Source organism: Bacillus sp. JZ34 (genome assembly GCF_053903205.1).
The window spans coordinates 568443-590050 of record NZ_CP096403.1 but is presented as its reverse complement, the minus strand read 5'-3'; the positions used below and the strand labels follow the sequence as shown (position 1 = coordinate 590050).

20 protein-coding genes and 1 pseudogene are annotated in these 21608 nt (G+C 41.4%); 6 read left to right on the top strand and 15 right to left on the bottom strand.

The window, feature by feature from the left end; translation table 11 throughout:
- Positions 1 to 19: 19 nt before the first annotated feature.
- From tuaG to M1D90_RS02770, 12 genes and pseudogenes are all read right to left on the bottom strand, one after another.
- On the bottom strand, positions 20 to 778 hold the full coding sequence (gene tuaG / locus M1D90_RS02825; RefSeq protein WP_023856399.1) for a teichuronic acid biosynthesis protein TuaG: 759 nt from the start codon (positions 776 to 778) through the stop codon (positions 20 to 22).
- 29 nt (positions 779 to 807) lie between these two features.
- On the bottom strand, positions 808 to 1482 hold the full coding sequence (tuaF, locus tag M1D90_RS02820; RefSeq protein WP_128822153.1) for a teichuronic acid biosynthesis protein TuaF: 675 nt from the start codon (positions 1480 to 1482) through the stop codon (positions 808 to 810).
- A gap of 41 nt (positions 1483 to 1523) precedes the next feature.
- Complete coding sequence (gene tuaE, locus M1D90_RS02815; protein WP_023856401.1) at positions 1524 to 2978, bottom strand: teichuronic acid biosynthesis protein TuaE; 1455 nt, start codon at positions 2976 to 2978, stop codon at positions 1524 to 1526.
- Between the two features lie 63 nt (positions 2979 to 3041).
- Positions 3042 to 3971, bottom strand: a complete 930-nt coding sequence (locus M1D90_RS02810) for an NAD-dependent epimerase/dehydratase family protein (RefSeq protein WP_023856402.1) — start codon at positions 3969 to 3971, stop codon at positions 3042 to 3044.
- 17 nt (positions 3972 to 3988) lie between these two features.
- On the bottom strand, positions 3989 to 5320 hold the full coding sequence (gene tuaD, locus M1D90_RS02805; RefSeq protein ID WP_023856403.1) for a UDP-glucose 6-dehydrogenase TuaD: 1332 nt from the start codon (positions 5318 to 5320) through the stop codon (positions 3989 to 3991).
- A gap of 182 nt (positions 5321 to 5502) precedes the next feature.
- Positions 5503 to 6684: a teichuronic acid biosynthesis protein TuaC gene (gene tuaC / locus M1D90_RS02800; protein WP_023856404.1), complete on the bottom strand. Its 1182-nt coding sequence runs from the start codon at positions 6682 to 6684 to the stop codon at positions 5503 to 5505.
- 22 nt (positions 6685 to 6706) lie between these two features.
- On the bottom strand, positions 6707 to 8146 hold the full coding sequence (tuaB, locus tag M1D90_RS02795) for a teichuronic acid biosynthesis protein TuaB (protein WP_456283124.1): 1440 nt from the start codon (positions 8144 to 8146) through the stop codon (positions 6707 to 6709).
- A gap of 23 nt (positions 8147 to 8169) precedes the next feature.
- Positions 8170 to 8805, bottom strand: a complete 636-nt coding sequence (locus tag M1D90_RS02790) for a sugar transferase (protein ID WP_206761246.1) — start codon at positions 8803 to 8805, stop codon at positions 8170 to 8172.
- Between the two features lie 289 nt (positions 8806 to 9094).
- Positions 9095 to 10582, bottom strand: a complete 1488-nt coding sequence (locus M1D90_RS02785) for a cell wall-binding repeat-containing protein (protein ID WP_456283123.1) — start codon at positions 10580 to 10582, stop codon at positions 9095 to 9097.
- 90 nt (positions 10583 to 10672) lie between these two features.
- A pseudogene (locus tag M1D90_RS02780) lies at positions 10673 to 10753 on the bottom strand (hypothetical protein); the annotation flags it as partial.
- A 101-nt stretch (positions 10754 to 10854) separates the two neighbouring features.
- The gene (locus M1D90_RS02775) at positions 10855 to 11067 is read right to left on the bottom strand and encodes a hypothetical protein (RefSeq protein ID WP_456283122.1); all 213 of its coding nucleotides are present in this window, start codon (positions 11065 to 11067) and stop codon (positions 10855 to 10857) included.
- A gap of 142 nt (positions 11068 to 11209) precedes the next feature.
- A complete protein-coding gene (locus M1D90_RS02770; RefSeq protein ID WP_214485290.1) occupies positions 11210 to 11524 on the bottom strand; it encodes a hypothetical protein in 315 nt (104 codons plus the stop codon).
- A 195-nt stretch (positions 11525 to 11719) separates the two neighbouring features.
- Here M1D90_RS02770 and tagU point away from each other — a divergent pair, with 195 nt between their 5' ends.
- Entirely contained in the window at positions 11720 to 12646 is a 927-nt protein-coding gene (tagU, locus tag M1D90_RS02765) for a polyisoprenyl-teichoic acid--peptidoglycan teichoic acid transferase TagU (protein WP_268460852.1), read from the top strand.
- A gap of 42 nt (positions 12647 to 12688) precedes the next feature.
- Here tagU and M1D90_RS02760 read toward each other — a convergent pair whose 3' ends face one another.
- Positions 12689 to 12934 carry a hypothetical protein gene (locus M1D90_RS02760; RefSeq protein WP_126430466.1) on the bottom strand — a complete coding sequence of 82 codons (246 nt, stop codon included), beginning with the start codon at positions 12932 to 12934 and terminating at the stop codon, positions 12689 to 12691.
- Positions 12935 to 13143: 209 nt separating this feature from the next.
- Between M1D90_RS02760 and galU the strand changes: the two genes are divergently transcribed.
- Positions 13144 to 14022 (top strand): UTP--glucose-1-phosphate uridylyltransferase GalU, encoded by an 879-nt coding sequence (galU, locus tag M1D90_RS02755; protein WP_023857186.1) that lies wholly within the window; start codon positions 13144 to 13146, stop codon positions 14020 to 14022.
- Positions 14023 to 14091: 69 nt separating this feature from the next.
- Here galU and M1D90_RS02750 read toward each other — a convergent pair whose 3' ends face one another.
- Together M1D90_RS02750 and M1D90_RS02745 are read right to left on the bottom strand one after the other, a co-directional pair.
- A complete protein-coding gene (locus M1D90_RS02750; protein WP_023857185.1) occupies positions 14092 to 15228 on the bottom strand; it encodes a CDP-glycerol--glycerophosphate glycerophosphotransferase in 1137 nt (378 codons plus the stop codon).
- A gap of 19 nt (positions 15229 to 15247) precedes the next feature.
- Positions 15248 to 16027: a WecB/TagA/CpsF family glycosyltransferase gene (locus M1D90_RS02745; protein WP_456283474.1), complete on the bottom strand. Its 780-nt coding sequence runs from the start codon at positions 16025 to 16027 to the stop codon at positions 15248 to 15250.
- Between the two features lie 399 nt (positions 16028 to 16426).
- Between M1D90_RS02745 and tagD the strand changes: the two genes are divergently transcribed.
- The 4 genes from tagD (at position 16427) to M1D90_RS02725 (ending at position 21226) form a co-directional block, all read left to right on the top strand.
- Positions 16427 to 16816, top strand: a complete 390-nt coding sequence (tagD, locus tag M1D90_RS02740) for a glycerol-3-phosphate cytidylyltransferase (protein ID WP_023857183.1) — start codon at positions 16427 to 16429, stop codon at positions 16814 to 16816.
- A gap of 133 nt (positions 16817 to 16949) precedes the next feature.
- Positions 16950 to 17315: an alpha-glucosyltransferase N-terminal domain-containing protein gene (locus M1D90_RS02735; protein ID WP_456283121.1), complete on the top strand. Its 366-nt coding sequence runs from the start codon at positions 16950 to 16952 to the stop codon at positions 17313 to 17315.
- A gap of 92 nt (positions 17316 to 17407) precedes the next feature.
- Entirely contained in the window at positions 17408 to 18994 is a 1587-nt protein-coding gene (locus M1D90_RS02730) for a glycosyltransferase (RefSeq protein WP_456283120.1), read from the top strand.
- Positions 18995 to 19105: 111 nt separating this feature from the next.
- Positions 19106 to 21226, top strand: coding sequence for a CDP-glycerol--glycerophosphate glycerophosphotransferase (locus M1D90_RS02725; protein WP_023857181.1), 2121 nt, complete (start codon positions 19106 to 19108; stop codon positions 21224 to 21226).
- The last annotated feature ends 382 nt before the right edge of the window (positions 21227 to 21608 follow it).

Genomic DNA, 21608 nt, shown 5'->3' with positions numbered 1-21608 from the left:
ACCTTTTCTGTCAATGCCGTTATAATCTTTTCTTTACTGCGTTCTTAGCGTAATGGAAAAAGCACCATGTCGCTTTCATCAAGTGAAGGCGTTCGATTTCCCTGTACACATACCAGGTTTTTCGCGCCGCCTTCCATTTATTACTGGAGATCGATGTTTCAACGATGCGGTATTCGGCGAGTGGTTCGTTCAGTCCGTATGCCTTGAACCCCCGCTTTAATACGGACAGCCATGTCGCCAAATCCTGACGGGTTCTGATATTCGGCATCCGGATATCACCCGTTTGCTCTCTGTCAATCATTACCGTCAAACAGCCGATAATCGTATTTTTTAATACATCATCATATGCAAGGCTGACGGGTGCATGAATGGTTTTATGAAGCGGTTCGCCGTCTTGGCTGATCAGCTCGTATGCCGTAAATGTGAAAGCGTGCTGATGCTTCCTCATAAAGGCAAGCTGCTTATCCAGCTTTTCTGCTTTCCACACATCATCGCTGTCCAAAAAGGCGACATAGCGCCCTTCGGCTTTGCTGAGCGCTGCATTTCGAGCCGCTGCAGCGCCTTGATTTTCTTTCAGAAAAATGGCATGGATCCGTTCATCATCTTCTTCATAGCGCTTCAAAATGTCTCTTGTCCCATCTGTTGAGCAATCATCGGCAATGATCATTTCCCAGTCGGAAAACGTCTGATTTAAGACGGACTGAATGGTTTTTTCGATAAATTCCTCCGCGTTATAGGAAGGCGTAATGACAGAGATTAAAGGTTTTTGCCTCGTCATGGTCCTGATCCACATCCCCAATTAAAAATTTAACGTTCTCTGAATACTTCCGGAACGACAATGATAAAAAACGACAGCGCTAAACCGATCAGTACGCCTAATACCGCTCTTTTTTTAGGCGACATGCCGGCAGCCTGGTTATCCAGCACGATCAAGGGCTCAATTTCTTCAGCAGCCTTCATATCAAGCTTGCTTGTTTCAAGTTCATACAAAAACCGCTGTTTATCAACTTTGGAATCAGCGCTGACTGTTTCGCCTTCAAGCGCCTTTATATTCTTTTCGATGACTTCTTCCCTTTTTGAAAACAGCGCCTTATCGCCTTTCATATAGGCATCTTTAACTTTTCCTAAAGTATCCAATGTTTTCTGTTTGTCAGGCCCTGTATAACTTAAGTTAAAAAGTGAATCCGTTCTGATTTCAATCGCCAGATCGTCTTTCAACTGCGCCAGATCCTCTTCCGGCATATCCGGGAAAATGTCCTTTAAAAAGGCTTCGTTTTTCAACAGCAGCGGCACCTGCTTTGCATTGTTGTACTTCGCTTCTCCATAGTTCCCGGTTGATATCGTTACAGTAGCCGTGTAATCGGACGGAGCAACGCTCCCCTTCGGCATAAAATAGCCGACAAGACCAAGAATAAGAGGAAGCGCAATAATCGCCACAATAAACTTTTTCACTCTACCAGCAATACGTTTGATTAAATTCATCACATGAATTTCTCCCTGTTTTTAAATTCGATTTTCAAAAATCACCTATACTGTTCGGTTTCATCCGTTCTGCTGACTCTAAAGGTATTAACCGTCGCAATCACAAGGGCGAGAAACACCCAATGGAAATATAGATTCGAGACGGAACTCGGACTGATGCTTGATACAAGGAAGGCGACGAGCGCGGCTGTCAAACCTTCAATGAGAAGCTTGTACCGCTTTCCAAGCGATCTTTTATAATACCGGTAAAGCACGGTTATTAAATAAATGTACATCGTTAAATAACCGAGCATCATCACAACTCCAAAATTCGTCATGATCTCTACGAGCCAGTTATGAACCTCCACGACCCGGTCTGTATCGAACAATGCGTGATGTTCCAAATAATAAGGTACATTGCCGGCGCCAACGCCGAATCCGTAGGTATCCAGCACATAATGCCCGGCGTTTTTCAACAAGTTTGCCCTGGCGACATTGGATGGCAGCGGCTCGCTGAAATCGTGTGTAGTTTGCGGAGCCAAAAAGTATGTATAAAAAGCTCCGGTGATCTTTCCTGCAAACAGTGTGACAAAAGCGATACATCCTGCAGCTGCGGCGATGAGCGCCCATTTTTTAAGCACCTTCGGCAGCAAAATAAACGCATAAACGGCAAGTCCGGCTATAATTCCCAGGATGCTGGCTCTTGATCCTGTCAGGAAAATCAAGTAGGCCGAACAGAATGCAAGGAGCAGCCCCGCTATTTTTAAGTAGCTGTTTTTAATGTTTTTGAAAAAAGATAAATAAAAGAAAAAGCTGATGGATAGAAATGTCGCAAAGTCATTCTGATTGAAAAAAACGGATGTCGGATAGTGCTGTTTATAGTGCGGCCCGTTATAAAGGGTCGAGCTCGGCAGGTGGTTTAATGTAAAGTGGTTGTAAAACCCGATGACCATTAAAAATACGGTCATGACCAGCCATATGTAATAAAACGCGAGAATTCGATCCATTTTTTGAAAAAACATAACAATCAGAAAAACAAAAAACATTCCCATTGCCAATAGGAACAGATATTTTACGCCCTCAGTAGCAGACTTGACCCAAAGCAGCGAAATCATTCCATAGCAGAACCAAAACGCGAAAAACATCAAAATGCCTTTAACATGCACCTGCTTCCACTTTTCAAGGTGCTGGCTGCCTTTCAACATTTCCGCTATGAATAAGAATCCTGCCAGAATCAGAAGAATTCGATATGGAAACAGGCTGAAAAAGCCTAATTTAATCGTAAAAAAAGCATTGTTGGCAAAAGTTGCAGCGATGAGCAGATATAATACGGGCATCAGCAATTGCTCGGACGACAAATACTTCCGGAGCACAATGATCAAAGTCAGCGCAATCAAAATCAGACATGCTAACAAGACTTTTTTTGCATTGGACTGGGCCAATACAACGAATGCTAACCCTGCGGTCAATGCGGCGAGCCAAACCAAAACATTGACCGCGAAACGTTTGAGACTCATTTTGCCCCCTCCTTCCGCTTCTTTCTGGAAAAGGGCTGCCGACATCAGCCAGCAGCCAGTGATTTACGTATTCATTTCTTTTTTATAATATGAAATGGTCTTTTCCAGTCCTTCAGCGAGCGGCATTTTTGGTTCCCAGTTTAAAATTTTCTTTGTTTCTTCATTACTCAGTGTGCTGTGGCGGATATCCCCCGGCCTTTCATCTTGATAAATCGGAGACAGCGCCGAGTTCGTCGCTTTTTTCATCTCTGCAAACAGCTCATTGACCGTGATCGAAAAGCCGTTCGAAACGTTTAAACAAACGTTTGATTGAGCTCTGAGCGCCTTGACGTTGGCGGAAGCCACATCACCGACATATATAAAATCGCGCGATTGTTCTCCGTCTCCAAAAATCACCGGAGCCTTGCCGCTTGTCAGCAAATCGGAGAAAATCGATACGACGCCGCCCTCTCCTTTTGCGTCCTGGCGCGGCCCGTATACATTGCTGTACCGCAAAATGCAATACTCGGTTCCATACAAATCATAGGCCAGCTTTAAATAGTTCTCTACCGTAAGCTTCGTCAGCCCGTAGGGTGAGCCTGGATTTGTTTTATGACGGGTGTCGACAGGCAGATATTCAGGATCTCCATAAACAGCTGCTGATGATGCAAAGACGATCTTTTTCACGCTGCATTCACCCGCTGCCTTAATGATATGGAGCGATCCCCTGATATTGATGTTTTCATCATTTAAAAAATCGCTGACAGACTCCGCCACGCTTACTTGTGCAGCTAAATGAATAATATAATCGGGATCAATGCTTTTGATGACGTCGATGACTTCCGGCTTTGTTATATCCTGCTCATAAAAGTCAACCGCGAGACCTTCAATGTTGGAGCGGTGTCCCGTAGTTAAATTGTCAAGAATTGAAACCCGGTAATTTTCTTTCAGAAGCTGTTCAGCGATATGCGAGCCGATGAATCCGCATCCGCCTGTCACTAGTACTTTTTCCATTGATAACACCCCGCGTTTTATACTTTTGTTAAGCTTTTCTCTCCCTGTACTCCAGGGCGGCCAATTGAATGATAAATAAATCCTTCTCTTCTCATATCTTCAAGTTTAAACAAGTTACGTCCATCAATTAGAACAGGACGATTTAAATATGTTTTCAATTTCTTAAAATCCATTTCTTTAACCTGAGGCCAATCTGTCAAAATGAGGCAAGCATCAGTATCTTTTACAGTATCATACAAATCGTTGCTGTATATGGCCTGATCTCCCAGTAAGCGTTCTGCCTCCGGAATTGCAATGGGATCGTATGCTTTAATATGAGCACCAAGGCTTCTCAGCATCGGAATGACATCCAGAGACGGCGCCGAGCGCATATCGTTTGTATTCGGCTTGAATGCCAGCCCAAGAACCGAAATGGTCATGCCGTTTAAATCGCCAAACACATCAAGGAGCTTTTGCACAATGTGGGCGCGCTGCTTTTGATTCGTCTCAATAACGGCTTCAATCATTTTAAAAGGATAGCCGACTGACTTCGCAATGTGCAATAAAGCCATTGTATCTTTAGGGAAGCAAGAGCCGCCAAAGCCGATTCCGGCTTTCAAAAATTTATTGCCGATTCTGCTGTCCAATCCGACACCTTCAGACACCTTTGATACATCAGCTCCGACCCTTTCGCAAATATTCGCGATATCATTAATGAACGAGATCTTTGTAGCCAAAAATGCATTTGCAGCGTATTTAATCATTTCTGCACTTTCAAGGTTAGACTTGACGATTTTCGTTTGAAAAGGCTTATGGAGCTCTTCAATAATTGCAGCAGCCTTTTCGCTTGTCGCACCGATGACGGCTCTTTCCATATTCATCGTATCGTAAATAGCTGTTCCTTCACGAAGAAACTCAGGGTTTGAAACGACATCAAACGGATGTTTGCCATTGGTATGCTGCTCGATAATGGATTGGACAAGCTTTCCTGTCCCAACAGGAACTGTACTTTTGTTAACAATGACTTTATATCCGTTTAAATATTTTCCAATCGTTTCAGCAACTTCTTTTACGTATTTCAGGTCTGCCTCTCCATTTTCTGACATCGGTGTCCCGACTGCTATATAGATAATTTCCGAATCTTTTATCGCCTTGGGAATGTCAGTTGAAAAGAACAAACGGTTATCATTCACATTTTTATCCACAAGCTCTTGCAGGCCGCGCTCATAAATTGGCATAATACCTGCAGAGAGACTCCTAATTTTTTCGGCATCTATATCACAACAGACAACCGAATTTCCAATCTCAGCAAAGCAAGTTCCAGATACCAGCCCAACATATCCTGTTCCAATAACAGCGATTCTTTTCAATATCATCATTCCCCTTCCTTAAGCTAACCCTTCAATCCAATAGCTTTATTAGGCGATGATTTTTATTTCTATCTTAATAAAAACCAGGCGTCTCTCTTCTCTTATATTTTTCATCATGGACGCAATGTTGCTGCTTTAAACAAAGCCTTTATTAGATTTTATTCTAGATTTCTCGTACAGATTTAATTTTTTTCCCGACGCCATAAATCTTCATACTTCTCTTTTAATGCTTTAGCATTTTTACTTGCATCATAATCCTTGCACACAGTTTGATACAGCTCCTCAGCAATGTTTTTCCTCCATTCTCCCTCCTCCATATATACCTTAACCGCTTTTATTATATTGGAGACAGAGCGCGGCTTGATCAACAGATGTTCGTGTTTTCCGAATAAAGACGGAACCCCTCCGACCGCCGTACAAAGCACCGGAACCTTGAGGGCGAGCGCTTCAATGACGACAGTCGGCATCCCCTCAGAATACGAAGGAAGCACAAACAGATCTGATGCAGCCAGATATTCTGATATCTCATGGTTTGCGACCTGCCCCGTCAATATCGCTTTTTCACCGGCGGTTTGACGAATGTGCTGCTTCTCCGGTCCGTCGCCGATAAACACAGCTCTGTAGCTGTCATCAAGCTGCCTGACCGCTTCCGCCAGCTCGGCTACTCCTTTTCCTTTCACCAAGCGGCCGACGAACGTCAGCAATTTTTTGTCTTTCGGCAGGCCGAATTTCTCCCTCAATTCAAATGTTGAAGCGGAGGGTTTTTGAAACCGGTCCAGGTTGACGCCGATAGGAAGAACCGAGCATTCAGCACCGGTCATTTCTTTTGTTTTGGCTTTCAGCTCATCGCTGACAGCCAGAACTTTAGCCGCGGAATGCACAGCTGTTTCAAATGCTCGAAATGCACCTTTGCTGTATTGGGGATAAATATTGACATCGCTTCCGTGCAAAGTCAGAACATAAGGAACTTTCAGCCTCTGTGAAACAACGGCAGCGGCACCCCCGGATGGCATCGCGAAATGGGCATGGATAAGATCCGGCGCAAGCCCGTGCTTCTCGATCGTCCTCAATACGGACTTTGCAATCCGGCGATGCGGCTGAGCCCATTTTAGCTGTCCAGGCAGAGCCGTATACGGCGGTCTGTAGACCGGGATGCCTTTTCTTTCTTCATATTCCGGGACTGTTCGTGCTTGACGGTATTTTTTTTTCAGCAGCCTGAGGGGAGCAGGGTTCACAGGTGATGGACATATGACCGCCACATCAACGCCCTGCATCTGCAGCGCCTGAACCTGTGTTTCATGAAAAACGCCTTCTCCCGGTTTTTGACTGCTTGGATAAACACTGGTAATCCAAAGAACCTTCAATGATGAAACGCCCTTTCTGCTGTCATCTTCCTAATTGGATCTTCATAGCCCGCCGATAAAATTTACTGACCAGAAAACCGTAAAAAATTCCGCTGATTCCGACGGAAACTGCCAGCTGAAGCATGGCGCCGTGAAGCAGATGTCTGCTGCCGACGCTCAAGACAAGAGCCAGCAATGCCATGAGCAGTGTCAAGGCCAGCGGTTTTCCAACGGTTCTGAAATATTCGCCCATCTTCAGCTGGATGACATATTTGAGCAGCCATCTGCCGATAAAGAAATTGATCAAGCTGATCGCTGCATAGGTCCAGGCGGTGATCGTCAAATCCTTCGTTAATACCGCCGCATAAAGAGACAGCCCGTAAAGGAGCATGATCCCGCTGTCCCAATAAAATGCCAGGTCTGCTCTCCCCTTCGCCAGCAAAACCGATCCGTTCGGATTCATCAAAACCCTGAGCAGCCCGACAATCGCGAGGATATTCAGAACCGGTACGGCCTGCAGCCATTTTTCTCCGAAGACGACTTCAATAAATAAATCTGAAACAGTCATCAGTCCGATCAGAAGCGGGAATGAAATCAGCGAGAGAAGCTTTGTCATATTTAAAAAGCCTTCGCGCAGCGTTTGATTGTTCCCTTGATTCTTTGAGAAGACGGGAAACGCTACCCGTGTCACGATCGGATTGATTTTTAATACGGGAATCGTAATAATTTGATACGCCAGGTTATAGATTCCCAATGCTTCCGCACCGAGAAACCGTCCGATCAAAATCATGTCGATATTGGCGCCAAGCCTGTTTACAAGCCTTGAAGCGAGCTGAAACGCGCCGAACGAGAAAAATTCTTTCACTTCCCCCAACGCAAAGACGAGAGATGGACGCCATTTTTTTAAATATACAGCAAAAAACATGATGCCTTTAACCGAATTAAGAAAAACTTGTGACAATGCATAGGCCACAATCGGATCCATCAGAAAAACCAAAACGAGCAGGAGCACAAATGACAAAACGGTGACACCCGCTTCTATTTTGCTCAGCACATTAAACTTCAGATCTTTTTGCAGCATATATTGATACTGCTGGCCGACCGGGGCGATCAAAAACATGATGGCCAAAATCCGCACAAGAAAAACCAGTTCGTCCCGCTGATAAAAGTCTGCGATGAACGGACTCAGGAAAAAGAGGCCGATAAACAAAAGGATGCCCGTTAGGATATTCAGCCAATATAAGGTCGATAATTGGCGTTCACTGATGTCCTCCTTTTGAATTAAAGCGGCCCCGAATCCCATATCGAGTACAATTTGTGTAAAAATCGTTACGGTGGTCAGCATTCCGACCAAACCGAATTCGGCAATTGTCATGATATTGCCGAGCAGTGCAAACTGTATAATTTGAATGACCGTGACGATCAAAGTTGAAACACTTGTCCATTTTGCACCGCTTAATATTTGTTTCGTAATGGTAGACATAGCATATTCCTAACTTCCTCGTATTATCTGGCTCCTTCGCCGGTTAATACTACTTTAATCGTTTTCAGCATAACCTTCAAATCGAGAAGAAACGTTAAATTCCGAATGTAATACAGATCGTGCACCAATTTTTCTCTCGGACCGATATCATAGCCTCCGTTTACCTGTGCAAGTCCCGTTAACCCAGGCTTAACAATTAAGCGGTTTTTAAATCCCGGAATTTCATGGTGAAACTGAGCGGTAAACATCGGTCTTTCAGGCCTTGGTCCCACAAGGCTCATATCTCCGGCCAGAACATTGATCAACTGCGGAAGTTCATCGATTCTTGTTCTTCTTATAAAAGACCCGACTGCAGTGATGCGCGGATCATCCTTCTGCGCCCATTTCGCACCGGATTTTTCGGCATCGATTCTCATAGAGCGCAATTTAATCAGCTTAAAGTGCTTCCCGTCTTTTCCAACGCGTTCCTGGCGGTAAAAAGGCGATCCAGGAGTCTCTATAGAAATCAAAATACAGAATAACAGAATCACCGGCAGTGTAATGGCGAGACCGATGAGTGATAGGACGATATCCATTGCCCGTTTGATATTCAAATATCGCACTGCTTTTTCAGATAGAGCACAAGAATAGATATGCTGGCTTGAGTATTCATTATACATTCTTAAGCTTTTGTCCATACTCACTGACATACACCTCACGATTGGTTTGGTTCTTCTTTGTGATCTCTGCGTCAGTGTAGCATATGAACGTAAACCCATTGTAAAGGGCTTGTTAAAGAGTATTAATTGTGTGATTTTTCGGTAAGTTTGTTTATTTTTCTTTAAACATTAATCACTGTCCGCTCCTTTTTGTTGAATTAATGGAATAATCATACTATATTTCAATATATAAAAAAAGAAGCCGAAGTTCGGCTCCTTTTTTCACATAAAGGACTCACAAGCCCTCCTTTTATCTATAGTATGCTGAAACAGCATCATTGATTCCTTTTGCTGCTTTATCCTTTAGCGTAACGCTTTTTAATTTGCTTGCGTCAGACGAATTCGTGATAAAAGCGGTTTCTATTAAAACGCTCGGCATTTTCGAATACTTAATCACATAGAACCCTGCTGTTTTCACGCCTCTGTCTCTTGTTCCAAACGCGCTGACGACCCTCGGTTGAACTAATTCAGCAAGCCGCTGGCTGTTGGCGCTTTGATATGTTTTGTCATAATACGTTTCAGTGCCTTGTGATGAAGATGTATATGAATTGGCATGAATGCTGATGAACAGATCGACATTCGCGTTGGCGCCCTTTTTCACCCGTTCTTCAAGCGAATAGAACGTATCGTTTGACCGTGACATTACCGGAATAGCTCCTGCGCTGTTCAGTTTGCTGTTTAGCCGTTTAGCAATATCCAGGTTGACGTCCTTTTCCTGCAGACCGTTGCCGATTGCACCAGGATCCTGATCCCCGTGCCCCGGATCGATGAAAATCGTTTTACCGACTGCCGGATTTTTAAGCTGGGTCATAACCTTTGAGGTGACAGAAGAAGTTCCCCCAACAACAGAGAAGTTTTTGATATTTTTATTGCCGATAAAAGCTCTCGGCTCTTTCGATAAATTTTCCCCGTTTGTCAGGATGATCGCTTTATTTTGTTTCGCAGCAAGAGCTGCTCCGGCGATAGAGTCAGCATAAGAATACCCATTGCTGACGTAAGTATTACTTGTATTTAGAGTAAGCTTTTTTGCAATATTCACAGAAATGTCGTAGCGGTTTACTCCTCCGATTCTGATCGGCGATGGGAGTCTTTTATATAATGTGCTGTTTATACTGCCATTTCCTCCGATAACATATGTCTGTTTAATCCCTTTGCTTTTGAGCGCATCAGCTGTATAACTATTGAGTGTACTGTTATTTGTAAACAAGATTGGATAGCCATTTTTAGCCGCATAAGGTATGATGGCTATCGGTTCGGCATACAAAAAGCCATTTGCGACAATCGCTTTTGAAGTGCTCGGCATGGATTTTGCCACTTTTGCTGCCGTATCATACCGGTTTTTCCCGACAATTCTTTTGACAGTGATTCCAAGACTTTTAATTTGATTTTCTACTGTATGGGATACGGTTGATGACCCGCCAATGATATAAACGGTTTTTGTCTTTAATTCTTTTAAACGAGATTTTGTCTCGCTTGACAGATTATTTGCATTTGTTAATAAAAGCGGTGCATTTTTTTGATAGGCAAACGGCGCCGCAGAAATAGCATCCGCATAAGCTCCTCCGCCTACAATGACTGCGGTGCTGGCGGTTGACCAGCCTTTTTTTGATGCTTGCACCGCTGTATCATATCGATTTTTTCCTGCAATTCTGTTTGCTGTGTTGTCTGCAAGAGCAGAAGGTATAAAAAGGATGAGTCCTAAAAAACTAAATGTTAGGACTTTTAATAAAGATCGCAATATCTTCCCCTCCAAATATTTCAAATCATTCGGCAATAAAAAGGAAAACAAGAGACGAGGCTGCCTCCTGTTTCCGATTTGAGTTTTAATTTAATAGTTCGTTAAAGTCGTTCTCGGATAATAGAATTTTAAAATAGAACTATATGAAGTACCCGATCCGGCTCTCGTTTTGCAGGTCCACTTTTTTGTAATGAGATAACGGATTTAAAGCCCCATTACCTCATTGCTCGCCTCAGTGTAACCCCCATAACTTGAAGAATATACCGCTATGATCAGGATTCCAGTACTTTCATTTCGTTTAATTCACGACCTTGCAAGAGTTTGAATACAACTGTATCTGCCGTAAACTTGATATACGTTGTATTCGCCCCTTTTTCCAATTTTCTTGACCGAATATGTACAAGCCGATACAGCCGTTTGGTATCCTCCACATTGCTGCCTCTCACTTTGTGATTTCCGGCAGTTGTAATATCCCGGCTTGACATAGTTGGTCAGCTTAACGGATATGAATTCGTAGCGAAAGAAACGGGAGACGTGATCAACAAGATCATGAAAAAGTGTAAACAGCATCGCTTGCTTCGTTTTCTTCAAGGCCCCAAAAAGTCTCTCTTCATTGACAAACTTAATTTATTTCTCGCTTTCGATTTTCTTTAATTCAAGCTGTCCATTTTCGGTCTTTTTGTAAGTCACTCTTACTTTTTGTCCGTCTGTAAATTTGTCAATATCCCCTACATAGTCACCGGCAATATTTAAGCTGACAGGCTCGTTGTTTATTTTCACCTCAATCGTATGAGTGTCTGCCTGTCCCACGAACGTACCGTCCTCCGTTTGAACCTGATCCGTTTGAACCTGGTCGGTTTGCTCGCCTTGTTTCGCCTGTTCGGCAGTACCGCATCCGGCCAGAAGAAGCATAAAGAACATAAATGCCGCAAATTTCTTCATTTTTCATCACCTCTTGTTTTTTATCGACAAACATTTATAATTTTATAGAAGGAAGCGCCTCTTTGTAACATTCTTAAGTGCTATTTAATCTACTTGTAATATTAAAACTAGAGATATGAAAAAAATTAGTTGTTTCTATTATTTTTAAAATTTATAATCAAATCAGATGATAAAAACTTTAAAGCGAGGAAAATGATGAGAGCTGAAAAAAGAAAAAAGAAAAGAAAAATCCTTTTCATTATTTTAACGATTATTGGCTTATTCGTTTTATGTACCGGCGGCTATGCCTACTACCTATGGAACAAAGCAGCTTCAACCATCGCCAGCATTCATGAGGATATCGGAAAATCTGATAAACGGGACAAGCAGGTGGATGTTAACAGCAAAGATCCAATCGCAGTCTTAATCATGGGAGTTGATGAAAGGGAAGGCGATAAAGGACGGGCTGATTCCCTCATCTACATGACGGTGAATCCAAAAACGAATACAACAGAAATGGTAAGCATACCGCGTGATACGTACACCGAAATCATCGGCAAAGGAAAGATGGACAAAATTAACCACTCCTACGCCTTCGGTGGAACCCAAATGACCGTCGATACGGTTGAAAACTTTTTGGACGTGCCTGTAGATTACTTTGTGAAAGTGAATATGGAAAGCTTCAGGAATATTGTTGATACGCTCGGTGGAATTACGGTGAACAGCACATTTGCTTTCAATTATGACGGGCATTCATTCAGCAAAGGCGAAATCACGTTGAACGGGGAAGAAGCGCTTGCTTACACCCGGATGAGAAAAAAGGATCCAAGAGGAGACTTCGGAAGGCAGGAACGTCAGCGTCAGGTCATTGAAGGCATCATCAAAAAAGGGGCCAATATCTCTTCCGTAACGAAATTCAGCGATATGTTCCAGGTCATCGAAGACAACGTGAAAACAAACCTTACGTTTGACAATATGTGGGATATTCAGTCAAACTACAAATCGGCTCGAAACAATGTCGTGCAACATCAACTTAAAGGCCAGGGAACCAAAATTGACGGAATCTATTACTATAAGGTCGACGAAAGCGACCGTGAATCGATTTCAAAAAAATTAAAAGAAAGCCTTGCGCTTAAGAATTAACAAAACGAGCTCCGCTCATAACATGCGGAGCTCGTTTTATGTTCATGAAATGGAAGAAGCTTGTCCGGCCGATAGCCCAAAACGATAAAGAATCTCGCCAACGATGAGTTTCAGCGCGTTTCCATCACTGTATGGAGTTGAAGCTTTTGACATTCTTTGATACTCGTCATAATTATTCAGCAGCTTTGTCAGTTCGCAAACATCTTCTTCATTCGTTCCGACCAGCTTTAACGTTCCGGGTTTTACCCCTTTTCGGCCAATATCACCTGTTCTTTCAATGATATTCAAAACAAAATCAGGTCCAGTTTGAAACTCATCAAGCACCTTATCAAGCAATTACCTGTGCCGGGACCTTATAACAACATAAACCATTTAATCAACGTTTTTTTCCTAAACAAACATAATAACTGCTTTGTTCTATGATACGTGTGAAAATGCTCGAATTGTGGTAAAGTTTATTGTATGATCACATCCACTTTAAGGAAGGTGCTTTATTAATGAAAAAAGTAAGAAAAGCCATTATACCTGCGGCAGGTCTTGGAACCCGCTTTTTACCAGCGACAAAAGCAATGCCAAAAGAGATACTCCCCATTGTCGACAAACCGACGATCCAGTACATAGTTGAGGAAGCAATCGACTCCGGTATTGAAGATATCATTATCGTAACCGGTAAAGGAAAGCGCGCCATCGAAGACCATTTTGATCACGCGCCTGAACTGGAACGTAATCTTGAGGAAAAAGGAAAAAAAGAGCTACTTGAAAAGGTTCAAAAAGCCTCCAATATGGCGGACATTCATTACATTAGACAAAAAGAACCAAAAGGACTCGGACATGCCGTATGGTGTGCTCGCAACTTCATCGGCAATGAGCCTTTCGCCGTTTTGCTCGGAGACGACATCGTTCAGGCCGAAACGCCGGGGCTTCGCCAGCTCATGGATGAATATGAGAAAACCCTTTCTTCCATCATCGGTGTTCAGCAGGTACCTGAAGACGAAACACACCGATACGGAATCATCGATCCTCTCACAAAAGAAGGACGCCGGTACCAAGTGAAGAACTTTGTTGAAAAACCAACATCGGGAACTGCCCCTTCCAACTTGGCAATCCTGGGCCGCTATATCTTCACTCCTGAAATCTTCATGTATCTAGAAAAGCAGGAAGTTGGAGCAGGTGGAGAAATCCAATTGACGGACGCGATTCAAAAATTAAATGAAATTCAGCGCGTTTTTGCATATGACTTTGAGGGCAGGCGGTATGACGTCGGTGAAAAGCTTGGTTTTATTCAAACGACCCTTGAATTCGCCATGCAGGATCCTGAACTTAAAACTAAACTTGTTCCTTTTATAGAAAATCTTTTAAATAAAGAAGAAATATAATAAACGCAAAAAAACTGGCACACTCTTATGCCAGTTTTTTAATGCATTCTAAACACTTCGGTTTAATTCTTATCTGCACAATTCATTAATAAAATTCAACAACTTCCTGCTGGAATCACCACTTGAATACTCATTCCACTCATTTGAAAACCGTTTAACCTCTTCATACGTATGGTGAATGTTCTTTAATTCGTTAAGAAGCATGTCGCGGTTGCGGCAGGCCTTTCCCGGAATTACCGCTTCATAGTCGTCGATCAAACCGCGTTTTTTATCGTACTCTTCAAGATCATAGGTGTAAAACAGCATCGGTTTATCGAGCAGGGCGTACTCGAAAGGGATCGAGGAATAGTCCGATATCAGCACGTCGCTTACATGTAGCAGATCCTTTAACGGAAGGTCTGAAACGTCTTTTATCATACCTTCATATTCTTCAAGTCTGATATTCTCACGGACAGCAGGATGCAGCTTAACCAAAAGCAAAAATTCTCCCTTTAAATCTTCAGAGAGCTGCTCTTTTGAAAAAGGGAGTTTCACTCTTGTCATATTATAGTCTCTATATGTCGGGGCATAAAGGATGGCTTTTTGGTCCAAAGATTCATAAGGACGTGCCTCATCTTTAAAATATTGATCTGTCAAGGGAACTCCCGTCCGCAATATGTGCTCATCCTTAACGCCGAATGAACGCTTGAAAATGTCCGCCATCTTTTCCGATCCGACAGTGATATAGTCAAATGAGGCGTATACTTTTTTAAACCTCTTGATATCTGCGGATGTTCTGCGGTAATTTCCGATATCCTCCAGCCCGAACTTCTTCAGCGCGCCGTTCGCATGCCAAACCTGGATGCACTTTGTCTGCGGCCGTTTACGAAGCACACTTGTCAGCAAAAAATAATTATCCGTAATTACACATTTGCTTTTGAACATGCTATAAACGGCCCGCATCAAATGAAAAGGATTTTTTTCATTGATGAAACATGATGACACAGACGGATATTCATTTGCAAGGGAAACCGCATGCCGTGTATAAAGCATTTCCAGTTCAAACGGACAGGCCGTTTCCTCATATTCATTTAGGAGCGCTCTTGCGTTATCAGGGAAGGAAACGAGAAGAACAACTCTGTTTTGGGGCCTTACCCATGTCAGCATAAAGCTGACCATCGAAAGAACACCCGAATAAAACATGACAAACAAAGAACGTATCTTCATGATTCAACCTAATCTCTTTCTATGCATCGATTTGTTTTGACTGCTCTTTTACCTGTTCAGGATAGTAGCTCTGTTTTTGAACCCTTTCTTCTTTCAGAACCGTAAAAGCATATTTCGGTATATTCAGCATCCGCTTCCATCTTGAGGGATTTGTCACGAGTCGGTACAGCCATTCAAGGTTCAGACGGATCAGCAAGTTCGGCGCACGTTTTACCGTGCCGCTGAAAACATCGAAGCTTCCGCCAAGCCCGATTGCAATGGCCTTTGGAAACAGATGCTTATATTTACAAATAAACCTTTCCTGATGCGGGTAACCAAGGGCTACGAACACCATATCAGGTTTAGCTTTCGCAATGCGTTTAGCTATCGCTTCTTTGTCCTTTGCATAGCCGTCTGAACAACCGGCAATAGTGATGTCCGGGTATTCAGATGAAATACGGTCCACGACGGCTTGATTGACCTCTTTCTTCGCGCCGTACAAAAAGATCCTTTTCTTTTTGTCGTTGGCGATCTTCAGCAGGTTGATAAACACATCATAGCCTGCAATTCTTGATTTTAATCGCTTATTCGTCAGCTTTGACATCATCACGACGCCAATTCCGTCGGGCAGAATAAAATCCGCTGCTGACAACACGTCGCAGTAGCTGCTGTCTTTTGCTGCTGCATATCCGATTTCAGGATTGACGGTGGCGATATAAGCTCCAACCCGTCGATTAATGTATGACTTCTCAAGATGATGCAAAAAGCCGGATAAATCGGCGTTTACATATGACAGGTTATAAATACGTTCCGTTTGCAACATCAACTCCTCCTCCCGATTTAAAAGTTCAAATTTATGTTTAAACGAAATGAAAATGTCTTAGGAAAGTGGTTCAGCCCAAAAATCCCATCGGTCTAACGTATATTTTAACATAGATGATTCATAAAAGCTTAACAATAACTTTACAACAGATTAAGATTTTTTACGCTGTCTTCAGAAATCAGATGAAAAGAGATAAATTTTAAAACAAAATTTGGAATTTCATTTGCTTTTTACAATGCTTAACGTTTAATAGGCAATGTGCTATAATAAGTGATCAGTGAAGACATGAGGAAAAATTTTTTAGTGAAGAGTATACGTGTTTTTCGGATAGAGCAATTTTGAAAGTTAATCATAGTGGTTTGTGGAGTTATAGATTAGGAAGGAGAGTAATTTAACATGAAGAAAGTCATCACATACGGAACGTTTGATTTATTGCATTGGGGACATATCAAATTATTGGAGCGCGCCAAACAGTTAGGCGATTATCTTGTCGTAGCGATTTCAACGGACGAATTCAACCTTCAAAAACAGAAAAAAGCTTACCATAGCTATGAGCACCGCAAACTTATCCTGGAAACCATCCGTTACGTCGATGAAGTCATCCCGGAAAAAAGCTGGGATCAGAAAGTCCAGGATGTCATCGACCATGATATTGACGTTTTTGTCATGGGGGATGACTGGGAAGGAAAATTTGATTTCTTAAAAGAACACTGTGAAGTCGTCTACCTGCCAAGAACTGAAGGAATTTCGACAACGAAAATCAAAGAGGAAATCGCCGGCCTATAAATTCTGGCATTTTGCCACTGTAAGTTATATAATTCTTTCGAAAAGTACTTCTTATCTTTTTTTAAGAAGTACTTTTTGTTGAATTAAAATGAGAAGTTCGAATTGCCAGCTTACAGTGAAAGGGAGAAAAAAATTGGGCGAAAAACAAAGTGATCCCTTGAAGAATGAGGGAATAGCTATTCCTAATATGACCTATTATTTTATTTCAGGAAACCTTCCTCACGATTATGGAGGATTGACAAAGTCGCTACTGCTACGTTCCAAGTTGTTCGGAAAATTATCTCAGACGCCTACAACCTTTTTAACATTTGGATTTGACAAAGATTTTTCAACTAAAAAAAAACAGCTTTATGAAAATGAGAAAGTCCACCCGAAATTCACTCGAATTTTAAATATGTATAATGACTTTCTTAGCAAAAATACTAATGGCCGATTATTTTCTGAAAAAACCAGTTTAAACGAAATAAAAAATCACAATAAAAATCGTTTTTTTTGCTAAATTCAGCAAAATTTTCCGAAGACAAAAAAGCAACCTTAACTATAACTTTTACGAAGATGGAAAATCAATTTGTAGTATAGATTACTTGAATAATGAAAAAAAAACGATTTAAAAGAGAAGAGTATACGAGACAAGGGTTATTGTGCCGTGTATCTTATTTTAATACAGAGACCGGCCGATTGTACTGCCAGGAATTTATTAATGATAATCATAATGTTTATCTGGATAAACATTATGATTTTATCGAAGGTCAAAACGAGCTTCAACTGAAAAGTATTAACTGGTATTCAGAAAATGGAGTATTGAAGTTTTCCGATGAATCAGAATTGCGGCGGCATTGGATTGAAGTTCTTGAATTAGAGACAGATCACCCAAAGCTTTTCCTGGTTGATAGCAGACGGCAAGATAAACATGTATTTAGAGTCAAGAAAGCAGATTCCTCTTATTACGCTGCAATTATACACAGCAAACATTATGGAGATAATCCACTTCATGTAAAGCCGCGTTACCGAGAATTATTTAGTCATTTATATAATCTTGATGCCGTGTTTTTTATCACTGAAGAGCAGAAAGAAGATTTCCAGAGGATAGTCGGAGAGCATAAAACATTCTTCTATACTCCACATACCATGGACAAATCGCTTGATAAAAAGGTTTTAAAAACCCAAAGTGAAAAGAATAAAGCGGTTATCATTTCAAGATTAGTTGAATCGAAAAATCTGACTCATGCTATTAAAGCTTTTAAGCTTGTTGTAGATGAAATTCCTGAAGCCAGATTGGAAATTTTCGGTTCAGGCGGAGCGGAAAATAAAATAAAAGCGGAAATTGAAAGTTGCAATTTGCAGAAAAACGTCTTTTTGAAAGGTTATACCAATAACCCAGATAACGAGTTTCAAAAGGCGTGGCTTACAATTTCAACATCTCATTTTGAAGGGTTCGGCCTTTCTAATATGGAAGCTCTAGGTAACGGTTGCCCTGTTATTACTTACGACTATGACTACGGTGCAAGAAGCCTTGTTAAGGATAATGAAAACGGCTTCGTCGTCGAGAAATATAATATTGAACAGCTTGCGGAAAAAATAGTTTTGCTTATGAAAAACGAAAAACTTCATGAAAAATTTTCGAAGTGTGCATTTGAGACAGCAGATAAGTATACGACAAAACATTATATGAAGCGTTGGTCTGACGCGCTTCAAAAAATGATTGAGGTCAAAAAAGAAAAACAAGAATTAAAAGGGATTTTTCCAGGCAAACAAGCGTTCTCTGTGAGAGAGCATAAAATAGATGAATCAAATTTGATCATTGAATTCAAGGCTCAGGTTCAGGTTGATGAAGGCTACAATTTAAAGCTTGTCGGGCTTGACAGAAGAAACAATGCGGTTGTTATATGCGCTTCTTCTCCTGAGAAACCCGTTTCAAGGTCAGATGTCTACCGATTTAATATTGATCTTGATCAACATTTTCATGTTAAAACAGTCAGAGCAAATAACACTAAAACAATTGATTTTTATTTGGCTATCAGCAACCGTGAACAAGTTACAATATTAAAACGGCTGTCTGTTGACCAAACAGAGATGCCCTCTCCTTTCTTAGTGGCAAAATATAAAGTTGAACCTTATATTACCGTAAAAGGCAACTATTCATGGACTTTGCAAACAGATTCGGAGATGCCCTCCTAAGGTAATCCCTGACAACTGTTTGCTACGGGATGAATATTCAGTTCATCTTATGTATAATAATCAGAAGATTATCTGTCGATGATTTTGAAAAAAGAGGAGTAGACTTATTTTATGGTTAAGGAAGTTCCAATAGAATTCAAATTAGTAAACCTGAAAATTGAGGGTTGGCAGCTTCTCCTCGATTTCTCTTTAGATTATTCAGTATCCGCCGATAATATCAGTCTGTTGGCAGTGAACCGCAAAACAAAAGCGGAGCTGCCGGCTTTTTGTGAAAGGATAGACAAAGAAAAAGCAATATATCGTGCGGAACTTCGTTTAGATGCTCTTTCTAAACACGTCGAAGACAAAGGATGCATCGACTTCTACGTAGGAATCCGTGAAGCGGAAGCTGACCTTTTAAAGAAAAGAATACAGACGAAGTTTCAGCCAATTGAACTATCTTGGAAATGGGATGAGCAAAAGCAGGTATTTTTTCTTCCTTATACAACCAAGAAAGGAAATCTCTCGTTAAAAGTTCTGCCCAAAAAAACAGTTGCTGAAATAACTGATATCGATTTAAACACTGATGGAGAACTCACCCTTGAAGGATACGCTTTTTTGCTAAATGAGGATGGAAAGGCAACTGCCAAGCAAAGATGCCTTATTCTAAAAGAGGTCGGTGACGCCGAAGAGAAAAAGGTTTTCGAATACCCATTAGAGGATAATGAAACAGCAAACTTTAAGGTGCACATTAATCTCAAAAAGCTTTATGAAGAAAACGCTATGCCTGTCATGTTCCAGTTTCACATCGAATTTATCGGTGAAGACCCTGAAACGGGCGAAAAAGCTATCAAGAGAACAAAACCGCTAATGCTGAAAAACAAAGCGAACCCGCAAAATAGCCAGTTTACAGTCATTGAAACGGAAAAAGGTCCGGCGCGTTTTCATGTCTACCCGCAAAAGAAAAAGAGATGTATGCGCTTAAGAATGAATGATTATACATTTAAAACAAGGGCTGTTTATTTCGTTGTTGGGAAAAAGAACCGGACTGTTTCCTTTTTCCGCAGAAGAAAAAACAAGCTAAAGAAAAAGATAGGCAACGGCTTGAAAAAAGCGTATTATTTCACCTTTGGACTGGCTGGAAAATTGCCAGTGAAAAAGAAGACCGTTATCTTTGAAAGTTTCGCCGGAAAGCAGTACAGCTGTAATCCGCGCGCAATTTACGAATATATGACAGAGAACAAACCGGATTACGAAATGTATTGGAGCGTAAATCGGGATTACACGGATATCTTTGAGGAAAAAGGCATTCCTTACATCAAAAGGTTTACCCTGAAGTGGCTGTTTGCCATGGCAAGAGCCGAATATTGGGTTGTAAACAGCCGAATGCCTTTATGGATTCCAAAGCCGAAGCACACCACATATCTTCAAACATGGCACGGCACACCGCTGAAACGTCTTGCTGTCGATATGGATGAAGTGCATATGCCTGGCACCAACACGGAAAATTACAAAAAGAATTTCACTATGGAAGCAGCAAAATGGGATTATTTGATCTCACCGAACGCATATTCTACAGAAATCTTTGCCCGTGCATTCCAATTCAATAAAACGATGATTGAATCAGGCTATCCGAGAAACGATTTTCTCCACACGGACAACAATGCCGAAACGGTTCGTTCATTAAAAGAGAAAATGAAGCTGCCGGCTGACAAAAAAGTGATCATTTATGCGCCGACATGGCGTGATGATCAGTTTTATAAAAAAGGAAAATACAAATTTGACCTTGATTTGGATTTGGCGAAAATGAGACAGGAAATTGGCGATGACTATGTAATCGTCCTCAGGATGCACTACTTAGTTGCCGAAAACTTCGACCTTGAGCCATACCAAGGTTTTGCATACGATTTCTCATCCTATGAGGACATCCGCGAGCTTTACATGGTGTCTGATTTGCTGATCACGGACTATTCTTCCGTCTTCTTTGATTTTGCGAATTTGAAGCGTCCGATGATTTTCTTTGTTCCCGACATTGAAACGTATCGCGACAAGCTGCGCGGCTTTTACTTTGACTTTGAAAAAGAAGCTCCAGGCCCGCTCGTCAAAACGACGGATGCCGTCCTTGAAAAGATCAAGGAAACGGAAGCACCCGGCTATCACCTGCCTGATGTATTTGAGCCTTTTTATCAGAAGTTTTGCTACTTGGAAGAGGGCAGATCGTCTGAAAAAGTAGTAGAGAAGATTTTTAAGTAGTAAAAAAAGCCACTGTATAATACAGTGGCTTTCAACCTGAATGTTAATAAAAAAATAATGGAACATTCATAAACTGATCAGTTAGCCTTTGAATAACTGTCGGGAAAATAAATAGTCTTAACTTTTAAACAATCTTATGCTATTATAAGTTCTACCATAAAGATCTTCAATAGTCAAAAAATCCGGCTTCAAAATAGCGAAATACTAACTATGTGCTTTACATTGAATTTAAAAGTTGCAGTTTTTTATTAGAAGTGATGTTTGTTACTTCTTTTTTTCTTGCCAATCATCATCATATGCAAATTTCATTCTATACTGAGATGTTTTTATAGATCAATATAAGAGTTGGAGGGCACATAAATGCTTAAGGTGTGAAAAATTA